This is a genomic window from Sorangiineae bacterium MSr11367 (assembly GCA_037157805.1).
In the GTDB taxonomy this organism is placed as follows: domain Bacteria; phylum Myxococcota_A; class Polyangia; order Polyangiales; family Polyangiaceae; genus Pendulispora; species Pendulispora rubella.
The window spans coordinates 1,815,294-1,828,900 of the sequence record CP089983.1 but is presented as its reverse complement, the minus strand read 5'-3'; the positions used below and the strand labels follow the sequence as shown (position 1 = coordinate 1,828,900).

Sequence of the window (13,607 nt, the reverse complement as noted above, 5' to 3'; positions counted from 1 at the left end):
CCATCAACGAATCGAGACCTCGGCCACGTCGGCGGCGAGGGTTTGCAGGTTGTTCGCTTTGATGCGGGACGACGAGACGCTGTACACCATGTCGTCCATGAAGATGCTGCGTTTGACCTCGCTCGAAGCGTTGGTCCACCAGTTGTAACAACCGCCGTTGTTGTACCCCTTGCCGATTTCCGCGTTGGGGTGCGCGACGGTGCCCCGCAGGGAAAAGCCACGGTCCAACGAGACGTCGTAGACCATGAGGCCACTGAAGGTCATGTCGGTACCATAGCTGCCGTCACCGCCCCCCTCGCAGATGGTCATCGGCAATGCGAGGGCGCCCTTCGGGAGGAAGTAGTTGAAGGCGAGGTGATCGGACAGCGCCTCGGAGCTGGAACCACGCGTGCCGATCTTCGTCTTGTGCACCAGCGTTGGCGCTTTCGGATTCGAAACGTCGAAGATCTGCAGAAGCACGCCATCGAAGAAGGCGAAGTCACCGTGGTCGTTGGCGTCGTAGCCGATGGTCAGAAGGTGATTCTGATCCATCACGTGCATGTACGTGGAGAAACCCGGGATCTTCAACTCGCCCATGGTGACCGGCGCGCGCGGGTTGGAGAGGTCGAAGGCATAGAGCGGATCGGTCTTCTTGAACGTCACCATGAAGCCTCGATCGCCGTCGAACCGCACGGAGCGAATGTCTTCGCCTTTGGCGATGTCGTCGATTTGGCCCGAGACCTTCAACGCCGGCCCCTCCTGCCCGAGAACGGACAACGTGTTGTGCGCGGTCGGACTGGGAAGGTGCCCCGTCGTGGTGGCGATGCGGAGGTGGTCGTCCTTTTCGTCCATCGAGAATTGGTTCAACACGCGCCCCTTCACCGTGCCGCTCGCGCGGTATTCGGTGGTGAGCACGCCATCGCCAATCGCGAATTTGTGCACGGTGGACACCTCGTCGAGGCCGGCCGAGTCATCGAACCACCCGTAGTAGCCCCCACGCTCGTGCGGAACGGCCATGTAGAGCGCCTTCGCCGACGCGTACACGGCACCGGCGCGGCTCAACACCGTCACGGAGTTCAGCGGAGCGCTGTCGTTGGCGATGTCCAGCGACAAGACGGTGGTGAAGGCGACGCCGTCCGGCACCGTCGATTGCAAAAGCTGCGTGATGGCCCCCACTCCGCCGCCGGTGTCCAACGTCGGAAGTTGGTCCTTCATGCTGAGGCTGGCCATGTCCTTTTCGTTCTCGACCTTCAAGGCCGCGAAGGCCCGCTCGACATCGGCCTCCGACGTGGGGGCATAGCCCATGGGGGAGAGGCGATAGGACGGCACGAATGCCCTTTGTCCGAGCACGGTATGGACGGCGTTGCCGATGCGCCGTGCCGCAATCAGCGAGGCCGAGCTCTTGATCGCGCGCAGCAACTTGGGGTGGGCGCGATCGGTGATGTCGAACAGCGAAAGGGTCGTCGCCGTGCCATCGCCGGAGAAGTCGCAACCGTACCCATACGTGCAGGCCGAGCTTCCACCCGAAGGCATGGATCGCGAACCACGGGCAGGCTGTTGCTGCTGCACCGACGAGTACACCAAGGCCCGATCGCCCGCGACGAAAAGCTTCAGCGGCGTGCCCTCGAGGGAAACTTTGCCCACCTCGCGCATGCTCGTCGCCGGCCAGGCCTCCACGATGTGCAGCGCCGAGCCGGTCGCCGTATAGATGTAGTGCCCATCGTTCTTGACGAAGTCCGCCTCGTCGACGCCCCCCACTTGGTTGTTGGTGCCGGACACGTTCGTGGGGGAACCAGGGTCTTCCGCAGGGACGGGCGCCCCCGAGCCTCCGTTGCTATCGTAGGCGTCGCCGCCCTTCGAGAGGGCCGAGCAGCGCATGCTCACCAGGGCGTTGTACTTGGCATTGTCGACGGCGCGCTTCATCTCGGCGACGGCCGCCGCACGCATCACCGCATCGGCAGCATCCGCGTCGCCGGCGACGAGTCCCGCCTGCAAGGTCGCGCCATTGCCGGAGACCACCTGGATCTCCGGCTTGGGCACCGAGGCGACACAGGCTTCGTACGCCGATCGATACGAAGGAGTCCCCGTTGTGTTGCACGCACTGGGAACGATTCCGACCGCGCCCAGAGAGAGCGCCGAAAAGGCAAGAAAGCCAAAGGATCGATTTCGCATGAACCGTGGCCATCGCAAAGGCAATGCCATGGCTTCATACGGGATTTTCCAGCTTTCTCGTGGCGCGAGCGGGCCAATCTGTGCCTACCGAATCGGTCGTTACCCACCCTTTTGATCGCGGTTGGCAAATCGATGGCTTTCGCCATAGGGAAATACCTCTTCCTCGAGGCCTTCGCGGATATGGGCTTGGCGCTCGATCCAAAAACGAGCCTGGGCGAGATCTCGATGCTCGGCGAGAAAGATCTGCCGCATGCGCCCTTCCGGAAAAAGGAACATGGGAAACTGCTCGGGAAATACGTCGTTCGGCTCGACCGCGAACCATGGCTCGTTGGCCATCTCTTCGTCGTCGTCGCGCGGTTTGGGCATGCTGCGAAAGCGGCAATCGGTCAGATAACAAATTTCGTCGTAATCATAAAAGACGACCCGCCCGTACCGCGTCACGCCAAAGTTTTTCGTCAGAAGATCGCCCGGAAAGATGTTCGCGCGCGCCAAGTCCTTGACCGCCTCGCCGTATTCGCGAATGACATCACGGAGTTGCTCGTCGCCTGCGTCCTGGATGTACATGTCCAGCGGCACCAGGCGGCGCTCCACGTAAATGTGTTTGAGCACGATGCGGTCGCCCTCGATGGAGACATTGGATGGCGCAACGCGTTCCATTTCCTCGAGAACCTCGGCGCTGAAGCGCTCGCGCGGGAAGGCCACGTGGGTGAACTCCAGCGCATCGGTCATGCGCCCCACGCGGTCGTGGTGCTTGACCAGCTGGTATCGGTCCAACACCATGTTGCGATCCGTGTCCTTGGGCGGCTCGAACCAGTCGCGGATGATCTTGAAGACGCACGGCAGCGACGGCAGCGTAAAGACGAGCATGACCATGCCCTTCGTTCCGGGCGCCAGCACGAAGGTGTCCGTCGAGTGCTTCAAATGCTGCTGCAGGTCGCGGAAGAACAGGGTCTTACCCTGCTTCTGCAGGCCCACCATCGTATAGAGCTCGCCCCGCGGGCGCTGCGGCACCACGGTCTCGAGAAAGGAGACGTAGGCCGCAGGCACCTCCATGTCGACCATGAAATAGACATGATTCAAACTGAGCACGCGCCCGATGCTCCGTTTGTCGAGCAGCAAGGCATCGACGAAGAGGCGGCCTTGCTCGTCCCGCAGAATGGGGACCATCAGCGGGATGAGAACATTGCCATTGAGCACGCGGCCGATGATGTAAGCCGCCTTGTTGCGAAAGAAGAGCGAACGAAGGGCTTGAATCTGGAAATTCGGCTGCCGATCCCAGCCCTCCGGAAAATGCTCCTCCACGGCGCGCAGCATCCGCTGGATGTCGCGCTCCAAATCTTGAAATGGATTCTTCAAGTTGAAACTCCGAAGAATCTGGCGGAAGGCCTCGCCAAGATCGGCCGTGTAGTACGGGCGGTACGTGGGCTCGTCCCCATCGAGGTGCTCGGTGGAGACGGCCGGGCGGGAGAAGATGTACTCGTTGCTATGGTAACGGCGATCGAGCACGCGTGTGGCCACGGAGTTGTAGAAGGTCTCCGCACACTCAGGCTGCTTGTGGTCGTGCAAGAGCCCCACGTACGCGAGCTTGATCGACTGCCAAAGCGTATCGTCGAGCCCCAAATCGGGAAAGCGATCGCCGAGCACCTCGACGGCTTCGCGCACGCGCTGGTCGTACATGTCGATGCGCGCGAAGGCTGCCGCGCGCCCCCCCTCCCAGTCGGCGCGCTCGAAGCGCTCCTTGGCGCGCCCCGTGGTTTCACGAAAGAGCCGGTAGTGCTTGTCGAACCCGTCGAGGATGGCCCTTGCGATGTAAAAGCTTGCGCTCACGTCCCCCAGAATACCAGATAGACTACCGGTTACGCATGCGCTCGGACGGAAAATTCGAGCTTGTCTCCAAGCGGAATTTCCACGGAGCTGTAAGCGTTTTTGGGATTGCGGACGTAATCGAGATAGGGTGCGAGCTTCTCGGGCATGATGGCGAGATCGTCGGCGATCACCACGGCGTCGGGTGCCAGGCGGGACTCGACCAGCTTCAGCACCGGAAGGTAAAGCGCTTTCCAACCATCGAGAAAGAGCACGTCGATGGGCTCCTCGAGATTCGCCAACGTGACCAGGGCATCGCCTTCGAGGATCTCCACCACGTCCGCGACCCCCGCCTCCTCGAGGTTCGCGCGCGCAGCGGCAACCTTCGCAGGCTCCTGTTCGGTGGAGATGACACGTCCCGCGCCGAGATCTTTGACCGCGGCGGCGAGGTGAATCGTGGAGAATCCGAACGACGTCCCAAATTCGAGCACGGTGGCGGCACCGCGCGCACGCACCACGTTGTAAAGGAACTTGGCCGTCGGCATGTCGATGGCCATGTACGCGTCGCGAAGCAAGTGCGCAACGACCTGGTCGTCTTTCACGCCGCCGGTTGCCTTGATGTGCGCGAAGGCGCGGGGCGTGATCTCGGCATCGACGGCTTCGGCGGTGCGAAGGATGCGCTCGACGGTGGAGGTCACGCGCGGGGAGTTCAATGAGCTGTTGTTCATGCCCTCAACCTAGGCCGCGGGCGACATGCTCTCCAGTGCACTTTGCTGAACATATGATTGCGTCGCGTGCACTTGAGAGATCGAACCGCCAAGACACGGAGAACGCCAAGAGGAGATGGACTGGGGTGTTTCGTGGAACGAGCCCGTTCCAGCACATCAATCCATCTCTTGGCGTTCTTGGCGACTTGGCGGTTCGATCCGGCAGCGTGAATCGGCTCGGCTGCGTCGCTATGTGACGCAAGCGCGTCCGAAAGGAACGCGATTGACAAGGGTGCGGTGAATGGTCGTGAATGCAGCATGGCAGACATGCATGCCGACACGGAACTCGAAGTGCGGGGGCCGGTCGCCCGGCAAGGTGTCATCGCGGAACGGCTGGGGCCTTATCGCATCGTGCGGTGCGTGGGCTCGGGCGGGATGGGGGTGGTGTACGAGGCCATCGATGAAGAGCGCGGCGCGCGGGTTGCTTTGAAGACGCTCCCCGCAGCGGAGCCGGGAACCCTCTTCCGCTTCAAAAAGGAGTATCGAAGCCTCGCCGACCTCACCCATTTCAACTTGGCCACGCTCTACGAGCTCATGGCCATCGACGATACGTGGTTCTTCACCATGGAGCTCGTCGATGGGCAGCACTTCCTCGAGTACGTCTGGGGCGGGCCCACCATCCCACCCGGGCCGGGGCTGCCGCTCGATGCCGAGGCGCGCCTTCGGGCGGCGCTGCGGCAGCTCACCGTGGGCGTCGAGTTTCTCCATGGTGCATCGCTGTTGCATCTCGATTTGAAGCCGGCCAATGCGCTCGTGGACGCCTCGGGGCGCGTCGTGATCCTCGACTTCGGCCTCGTGAAGTCTCTCGAACGCGGCGGTGGGGACGACGATGCGGGGGAGATCGCGGGCACGCCCGTCTACGTGTCGCCGGAGCAGGTGCTCGGCGCGCGGCCGACGGCGGCGAGCGACTGGTACGCCGTGGGAACCATTTTGTTCGAAGCGCTCACCGGCACCACGCCCTTCGAGGGCACGGCGCTCGCCGTGACCATGGCGCGCACCACCGGCCCAGCCCCCGATCCGGGGTCGCGCCGGGACGATCTTCCGTCCGATTTGGTGGGGTTGTGCAACCAGCTCCTGGAGCGCGATCCCGCGCGTCGGGCTGGAGGAAAGGACATCCTCGAGGTGTGCGAGGATGCGCCCTACTCGGTGCGCGCGAGGGCCACGACGCTCACGCACGAACGGGCGATGGCCGAGTGGCCACTCATCGGGCGCGAGGGCGAGCTCGAAACGCTGCGTGACTGGTGCACCGACGGAGCGGCGGCTTGCCTCTTCGTCAAAGGCGGTTCCGGCGTCGGAAAAACGGCGCTGGTGCGCGAGCTCCTCACGCGGATCGAGACGGAGGAGTCCCAGAGCATCGTGCTGCGCGGGCGCTGCTACGAGCGCGAGTCGGTGCCCTACAAAGGCTTCGACGCCTTGGTGGACGCGCTCTGCCGCAAGATCTCGGCGATGCCGCATGGCGAGCAACGAGGCTTGCTCGACGAGGACATCCATCACACGGCGCGCATTTTCTCGGTGCTGGAAGACCTCGAGGTCCTCGCGTCCGTCCCGGCGCCGGCCAACATGCACCTCGAGCCCTTGGCCTTGCGGCAGCGCGCCTTCGCAGGCTTGAAGCGGCTCTTCTTTCGGCTGTGCGCGCGCCGCAAGGTGGTGCTCTTCGTCGACGATTTGCATTGGGCCGACGCCGACAGTGCGCATCTTTTGTGCGAGCTCCTGGGCGCACCCGACGCACCCGCCTTGGTGGTGCTCGCCGCACACCGCCATGACGAGGAGGACTACAGCCCCTTCTTGCGCGACCTCCGTGCCCGGCGTCGCGCGGGAACGCTGCCCTTTCGCGAACGCACCATGGAGGTGCGTCCCCTTCCCCACGACGACGCCATCCGCCTCGCACGCACGTGCATCGGAGCCGACGGCAGCGAGGAACGCGCCGCCGACGTCGCACGCGAGGCCACGGGCATCCCGTTCTTCATCGATTTGCTCGCGCGCGATGGCGGTCTGGGCGTCGATGTGGCGGCGCCATCGCTCGAGCGCGTCCTCGATGCGCGCCTGCAGCGGATGCCCGAGGATGCGCGGCGCATGCTGCAAGTGGTGGCCGTCGCTGCCCGGCCCATCGAGCAGGCGCTCGCCTTCACCGCCGCGCGCATCAGCGGCGATTCACAGGCCATTCTCGCGCAGCTTCGCTCGGCGCGGATGCTTCGAACGCGCGGCTCGCGCGGAAGCGACATCGTCGAGGTCTACCACGATCGCATCCGGCAAAATGTGGCCGCATCGATGCCCAAGCCCGAGCTGACGGCGATGCACGAACGGCTCGCGACGACCCTCGAGGCTGCGCGGCGAGCCCCAGCCGACGTGTTGGCCTACCACTTGCGAGAGGCTGGTCAGCTACGTCGTGCCGCCGAGTACGCCGAGCGCGCCGCGCACCAAGCCGCGACCGCGCTCGCCTTCGAACGCGCGGCGGAGCTCTACGCAAACGCATGGAGCTGGGGCGATTTCATGACAGACCACGCTCGGGATCTGCAAATACGAAGAGCCCTGGCTTTGTTCAACGCCGGGCGATGCGGTGAGGCGGCCACCGTTTACCAGGCCGCCGCCGATGATGCTCCGGCCCCCGAACGACGCCGGTTACGCAGCCTCGCCGCGGAAGCGTTTCTCTTCGGCGGGCACGTCGACGAAGGCATGGCCGTTGCGCGCGGGCTTCTTCACGAGAGCAAGCTGCCGTATCCGAGCACGCCCTCGCGGGCGATGCTTTCGCTGGTGTCCCAACTCGGGTACCTGCGGTTTCGCGGCATCGAGTTCCCCCAGCGCGGGGAGAGCGATCTCACGCACGAGGAGCTCTTCTCCGTGGACCTATGCTGGTCGTTGGGCAAAGGCCTGGGCAACGTGCTTCCGCTCGAGGGGACGTATTTCCTCGTGCGAAGCCTCGTCTCGGCGCTGCAACTCGGCGAACCACGGCGCATCGGGCGCGGACTCGCGCTGGTGGGCGGCACCGTGCTCGCGCCCTGGGCGATAGGTGCAACCTACATCCAACGCGCCGAGGCGCTCGGACGCGAGACGAAGGATCCGTACCTCGAAGGATTTCCGCAGATCATGCGGGCGCTCGGGCACATCTCGCAGACGGGCCGCTGGAAGACCGCGCTCGAATTGGTCGATCAAGGCGTGGCCACCCTGCGGGAGACTTCGACGGGTGTGAGCTGGGAAGCCGCCCTCGGGTTGGGCATCTCCTTCAAAGCGCTGGAGGCCATGGGCGATCTGGAGGAAATATCGCGCCGTGCCGCGCAGGGGTCCCGCGAATCGGAAGAGCGCGGCGACCTGTTCGCCCAGATCATCGCCGGGCAGTTCGGCGTGCTTTCGCTCATCGCGCGCGGCGACATCGAGACGGCGCGCAAACAGGACCAGCGGCTCTTGCTGCGCTGGTCGCGCGGCGGGTACACGCCCCAGCACTGGTATTCGCTCTTTCTTCGCGTCTATTGCGATTTGTACGAAGGGCAGCTTGGCAGCGCATGGGAGCTTTTCCAGCGCGACTTGCCGCAGATGGAGCGCGCGTACCTGCTCAAGATGCCCATTGCGCGGGCGCCCACGCTCTACCTGTGGGCCCTCTTGCAAGTGGCGCGGGCGCGCACACGGCGAGCCCGGCGCGAGCGCGATGAATTGCTCAAGGAGGCGGAGCAACTCGCGCGCCGGCTCTCCCGCGAGCAACGGCTCGATGGCCCAGTCCATGGCAAGGTCATCGAGGCGGCGGTGGCGGCGGCGCGCGGGCATCTGTCCGACGCGCGCAACCTCTTGGAGCAGTGCCGCGACGAATACCGCAGCATCGACATGGTGGTCATGTCGGCGTGCGCCGAACGGAGGCTGGGTGAGCTCTTCGCCAACGAAGAGCGGCGCCGCGCGGCCGATGCGGAGATCCGCCGGCACGGCATCGCCCAGCCCGAAAACTGGACCGATGCGATGCTGCCGCCGTTCACGTGAATCAGAAGAGAACGAAGCGCGGGTGGAAACAGAGGTACGCTTTGGCCTCGCACGTTCCATCGGCGCGGAGGACGAGCTTCACGTCGAGCTGACGCTGGACGTGGACGAGCCACGGCGCGCCGGTGACCTGCCCCGTGGCATCGCCGATCCATCGTAGGGCGGACTCGGCCTTCTCCACATCGGCGAGACCGCGCGCCACGAGGCCGGCCATGAACCGCTTCCAGGCGGGATCGTCACCGGAGCGCGGCAGCGGAAACTCCAGGGCGAGCGTCGGCCGCACGGCCTCGCCGAGATCGAGCTGAACGGAGGCATGCGTAAAGTGCCCGCCGAGAAGATCGAGCCAGTCGAAAGCATGCGCGCGATCGCCGGGCCAGCCGATGGCGGCGAGCCATTCCCAGGTTCGCGCAATGGGCACGCCGGCGAGCACCCGCAGATCGCGGCGACCGCGGTAAGGCATCACGCCCACGTGAAGCACACTGGCATTCTCGGGCAACCGCGCAGCGCACTGGGCGAGAAGATCGAGCGGCCCGGCGTCGGGTTCATCGCCCAACAGAGGCGCGACCCCGGCCTTCGCCAGCGCCCGAAGCTCCGCAGGCGGCAGCGCCGCCCGCCCCTCGGGGTAGCGAGGGTCGACGCAGAATTGTACGAAGGGCGCGCTCGGCCCGCCCGGGAGAAGATCGTGCTCGACCCAAAAGAGTGGACTTCGGGCAAGCGCCCCATTCGGATCGCGCCACGCGCGCAGAAACTCGGCAATCGGCCCGAGCTCCGCCTCGATACGCGGCCATTCTTCGGCGAGCTTGTCCTCACCCCCGCCCCGCCGCGAAACGCGAAAAAGCATGTCCACGCGCATGTCATCGGGCGCCAAGCGGCACTCGAAGATGCCCCAGGCGAAGACGGGCGGAAGCCGCGCCGTGTGTGCCCCGATGCGCGCCGACGCTGGCAGCGAAACCAGCGCCGACGACACGAACGGTGCCACGGCTTGAACCAGGGCACTCGGGGGCAAAAATGCCATGTTCGCGCTATTGAGATTTCGCTGTGAATCCCTGAGGGAGCTTGCCCGGGGACTCGTCGGAACCCGGATTGGCCACGACGACGTCGTAGACTCCGGCGACGGTAAATGTTGCCTTGGCAGTAAGTACGGTGTCGCCATTGGGTCTGGTCGTGACCTCGACACCGGTACCTTGAACCTTGGCACCCGGATTGGCGAAAGTCAGTATTGCATTGGATGCAAAGCCGGTCCCCGTGACCTTCACCGGAACCGGGGTATTCAGTGGCCCGCTGTTCGGGTCGATGGATTTGATGTGGATGGACGGTGGCGCGGCCCATCCCACGATTTCATGCGGGGGTTTCGTCACCACGGGAAGAAGCGATTCCACCTCCGCAGCAATGGCGGCGGAAATGCGTACCGCGGAGCGACTGCGCAAAATGTCGAGTTTCTCGTCGGCAATTTTGTAGTCGCGGAGAACCGCCACCGCGTCGACGGCAAATCGCTCGACGAGGGTACGATCGCGGGACAAATCAGCCAAAAGATGGAGGAGTAGTCCACTGGCCGAGGCAGCTTGAGTCGTCATGGTTTGTTTTCTCCTATTTCTGCTGTTTCGCTTGCGCAGGCAGGAAGCTGTCGAAAAGAAGATTTCCGCGCTGTGGACTCCAAGTGGCCACGATCAAATCCTGGACCGGGGATGCGCGGTAGGTGACCCGTAGTTCGGTGTTGGGTTCATAGGGCCGTGCGAGTGAAATCCAGTTCTGGCCGACGGCGAAGGCCCATTCGTGGGGTGGAAGATTTCGACCGGCCACGACGACCGACACGATGGACGCGACACGCCGATCGGGCAATGTGACGACGGCACCGCGTCCTTTGGTCCGCAACGTGACGTTGCGTTCCGATATGGCACGGCATCGGGTGTCGGCGACCATGAGCGCCTCGGCCACTGCACTTCCCGAGCCATCGGTGCGAAAGTCGGGCTCGGATGAAAAGGTGCCTTCGGGCAACCCTTGAAAGAACCACAGGGGTCCGCCCTGAACGTGATCGCCCCATTGGCCTCCGACGAGATCGAGCAGGTGATCGTCGTTGAGATCGGCCAGCAAGAGCATGGCGGCGAGCTGGTTCGGGGCGGATTTCCAGACGGGCGAAGGCCCGGTGCTCGGGCGAAAGAGCGCGAAGTCACTCGTGCAATTCGAATCGCCGGGAATGCAGCCGCGCGACACGGCAAGGGTCAGCGCGGGATCACGGCCCATCGCCCCCGCGTCGATGGACAGCGCGAGGCCGCGCGTCGGCTCGGACTTCCACGCAGGCGCCGGCGCGATGGGTACGCCTTTACCCGTGGGTGCTCCGCCGCGGTACGTGAACACGCGCTCGGTGCCCATGGCCACGTCCATCCAGCCGTCCTGATCGAGATCGGCGGCCACGGTGCTGAAGGCGAACATGCCATTGTCGCTCTTCCAATCGCTCGCCGTGTGAAAGCGGCCCCCCTCGTTGAGGTAAATGCGCGCGGACTCGCGGATTCCCTGCGGCGCGCTGCGCAGGCTGCCGCGAACCACCGCCGGCACCGGCGAGGACGGCGGCGAGTTGAACGCCGCCACGACGAGATCGAGCAGTCCGTCGGCATTCACGTCGGCCAAGGTGCACGCGAAGGTGCCATAGCCCTCGGCAATGCGCTGGGACGGGAAGCCCTCGAGATGGCCCTTGCGGTTCATGTAGATTTTGACGCTGCCACCCTGGCTGCGCCGCGACTTGTCCAAGGGCACGCAGACCGCCACATCGAGCCAGCCATCGTGGTCGATGTCGCCGACGGCAACGTTGGCCTGGTAATCGAAATCGCTCGAGTACCACTCGGGGTAGGGCGCAAAGCACGAGGTTTGCTTCGGCGAACAATGGTTCGTGTAGACCATGAGCGGCTGCGGAGCCATATCGTTGCCATTGGCCGCCACGACATCGGGCATTCCGTCGCCGTTGATGTCGGCATACGTGATGCCCGTGGCGAACGAGCCATCCATCGCGGTCTCGTACGAAGGCTGGCGCAGGTAGATCGAGTGAAAGGGCTCGGCGCTGGTCAGCACGACGGGACGGCGAGGCTTCACCGGAGGCTTTGCACCGGCGCAACTCAACGTCATGGCACTGGCCAGGAGCGCTGGGACGACCTTAGCCATCTTCCGCGAGCCCATCGAGAAGCCGGCCGAAGGGGGAGCCGGAATCGATCCCGAGCGCGCGAAAGAGGGCCTCGACCCGCTCGAGCTCGCGGCGAAGCACGCGGTGGTGGTTGCGGCTTTTGACTTGCGCGTCGCGACCGAAGAGGCGAAACGCTTCGTCACGGCTCTCGAGCTTTTCCGTGGCCGCAGCCAGGACCATTCCAGGGAACACACTGGCGAGGTCCAGTTCAAGTGGCGTGCCCAAGGCGGCGCGGCGCTCGGCTTCCCGGACGAACGCGGTCGCCGCCGCGTGGAGCAGCTCGACCAGCGAGCGACTCGGCTCCGCGTCCTCGTAGGCGAGGGCGCGCGTGAGGTGAGGTTCGTCGACGGCGAGCGAATGCTGCACGCCGCCTTGTTCCGCGAGCGCCACGGTGTACGCGCGGCGCATCACGTTGTCGAGTTGCCGCAAATTGCCCGGCCACACGTACGTGAGCAGGCGCCGTTCCGCGGCCAAGGTGAGATCGACGCTGCCCGCGGAGTCGCGTTCCCGATGACGCCGCTCGAGCATGTGACGCGCCCACGCGGGAATCTCGTCGGGACGCTCACTGAGCGCGGGCAGGCGAACCGGCAGCACATTGATGCGGTAATAGAGGTCCTCGCGAAAGCGCTGGGCGCGCACCGCGGCCTGCAAGTTGGCATTGGTGCCCACGACGAACCTCGCCTGCGCGCGCCGTTCGCCACCGCTGTCGCCGAGCACGCGGTACGCACGCGTTTCGAGCATGTAGAGCAAGCCCGCCTGCGCACGCATGGACAGCTTGTCGATCTCGTCGATGAACAAGGTGCCCTTCGCTGCGCGCTCGACGGCACCGGCATGATCGCGCGCGGCACCGGTGAAAGCGCCTTTGCGCCAGCCAAACAATTCTGCCAACTGCAGATCTTCGGGCACGGTCGAAAGATCCAGAACCTCGAATGGCCCCTTTCGATACGGCGAGCGCTCGTGGCACCAGCGCGCAAGGCGCGATTTGCCCGTGCCGGTCGCGCCGGACAAGAGAATCGTCTCGTCCTGCAGCGCAAAGACGCGCAGCATGCGAACGAGTCCTTTCATCGCCTCTCCCTGCACGGGCAGCAAGGGATCCTGCTCCTCGGTCACCACGGGGCGAAGCGGTAACGCAGTGAGGTGTGGCGTTGCAATATCCGCGAGCGTCCGCAGGCGCGATGCACACGAATTCCACACGAAGGGCTGCCCCACGGCGCCACGGCACTCGGCCTCGAGCGAGATCATTCCTTCGACGGCGCCGCCGGCACCGCGCAACGGAAGCACGTAGACGTGGGTGGCTCCGCGCTCGAGAAGGCGCTGCCGTGTTTCGCCCTTGTCATTGTTCGACGTGTCACCGAAGGCGTTGCGCCACTCTTGAGGAACATCCGTTCCGCCTGGCTCGATTGGCTCAATGCGTCCGAAATGGACATCGATGCTGGCGGCACAACGGTGCTTCGCAACCAGACGCCACGCCGTCATCGACGGAAGCCGTGTCGATCCTGGTTCGGGTGCGACGGCTTCGTGAGCCCCTGCCTCGAGCACGACCAGTTGCCGATATCCATCGGATGGTCGCAAATGGACCATGCCACGCGCCATGCGCGCGCCCTCGGAATGGACACTTCCGACCAACGCAGCTTCCACCTCGGAGAGCATGGCTGCCAGCGTGTGCGCTGCCGCCTCTTCGAAATAGTTCGATGCGTGAACCCGCGCCAAAAAGGCGTCCACCCCGCCCATATCCAACACGGAGTCCACACTAC

At 64.7% G+C, this 13,607-nt stretch carries 8 protein-coding genes; 1 reads left to right on the top strand and 7 read right to left on the bottom strand.

Features of this window, described 5'->3' with window-relative positions:
* Positions 1–3 precede the first annotated feature (3 nt).
* The 3 genes from LVJ94_07170 to LVJ94_07160 form a co-directional block, all read right to left on the bottom strand.
* Positions 4–2,151 carry a beta-propeller domain-containing protein gene (locus LVJ94_07170; GenBank protein WXB07012.1) on the bottom strand — a complete coding sequence of 716 codons (2,148 nt, stop codon included), beginning with the start codon at positions 2,149–2,151 and terminating at the stop codon, positions 4–6.
* 99 nt (positions 2,152–2,250) lie between these two features.
* Complete coding sequence (gene aceK, locus LVJ94_07165) at positions 2,251–3,978, bottom strand: bifunctional isocitrate dehydrogenase kinase/phosphatase (GenBank protein ID WXB07011.1); 1,728 nt, start codon at positions 3,976–3,978, stop codon at positions 2,251–2,253.
* A 29-nt stretch (positions 3,979–4,007) separates the two neighbouring features.
* Positions 4,008–4,682, bottom strand: coding sequence for a class I SAM-dependent methyltransferase (locus tag LVJ94_07160; GenBank protein WXB07010.1), 675 nt, complete (start codon positions 4,680–4,682; stop codon positions 4,008–4,010).
* A 297-nt stretch (positions 4,683–4,979) separates the two neighbouring features.
* Between LVJ94_07160 and LVJ94_07155 the strand changes: the two genes are divergently transcribed.
* On the top strand, positions 4,980–8,684 hold the full coding sequence (locus LVJ94_07155; protein WXB07009.1) for an AAA family ATPase: 3,705 nt from the start codon (positions 4,980–4,982) through the stop codon (positions 8,682–8,684).
* A 1-nt stretch (position 8,685) separates the two neighbouring features.
* Here the strand turns inward: LVJ94_07155 and LVJ94_07150 are convergent, their stop codons facing one another.
* From LVJ94_07150 to LVJ94_07135, 4 genes are read right to left on the bottom strand one after another with little or no spacing between them, the layout of a single operon-like run.
* On the bottom strand, positions 8,686–9,696 hold the full coding sequence (locus LVJ94_07150; GenBank protein ID WXB07008.1) for a hypothetical protein: 1,011 nt from the start codon (positions 9,694–9,696) through the stop codon (positions 8,686–8,688).
* 7 nt (positions 9,697–9,703) lie between these two features.
* Positions 9,704–10,255 carry a hypothetical protein gene (locus LVJ94_07145; GenBank protein WXB07007.1) on the bottom strand — a complete coding sequence of 184 codons (552 nt, stop codon included), beginning with the start codon at positions 10,253–10,255 and terminating at the stop codon, positions 9,704–9,706.
* A gap of 13 nt (positions 10,256–10,268) precedes the next feature.
* Positions 10,269–11,834, bottom strand: a complete 1,566-nt coding sequence (locus LVJ94_07140) for a VCBS repeat-containing protein (protein ID WXB07006.1) — start codon at positions 11,832–11,834, stop codon at positions 10,269–10,271.
* Positions 11,827–13,602: a sigma 54-interacting transcriptional regulator gene (locus LVJ94_07135; protein WXB07005.1), complete on the bottom strand. Its 1,776-nt coding sequence runs from the start codon at positions 13,600–13,602 to the stop codon at positions 11,827–11,829. The genes LVJ94_07140 and LVJ94_07135 overlap by 8 nt, the downstream gene beginning before the upstream one ends.
* Between the last annotated feature and the right edge of the window lie 5 nt (positions 13,603–13,607).

What these genes read in the sequence shown, in the direction of transcription:
- LVJ94_07150 (WXB07008.1), bottom strand. Translation starts at nt 9,696, where the DNA reads ATGGCATTTTTGCCCCCGAGTGCCCTGGTTCAAGCCGTGGCACCGTTC.
- LVJ94_07160 (WXB07010.1), bottom strand. Translation starts at nt 4,682, where the DNA reads ATGAACAACAGCTCATTGAACTCCCCGCGCGTGACCTCCACCGTCGAG.
- LVJ94_07170 (WXB07012.1), bottom strand. Translation starts at nt 2,151, where the DNA reads ATGCGAAATCGATCCTTTGGCTTTCTTGCCTTTTCGGCGCTCTCTCTG.
- LVJ94_07145 (WXB07007.1), bottom strand. Translation starts at nt 10,255, where the DNA reads ATGACGACTCAAGCTGCCTCGGCCAGTGGACTACTCCTCCATCTTTTG.
- LVJ94_07155 (WXB07009.1), top strand. Translation starts at nt 4,980, where the DNA reads ATGGCAGACATGCATGCCGACACGGAACTCGAAGTGCGGGGGCCGGTC.
- LVJ94_07140 (WXB07006.1), bottom strand. Translation starts at nt 11,834, where the DNA reads ATGGCTAAGGTCGTCCCAGCGCTCCTGGCCAGTGCCATGACGTTGAGT.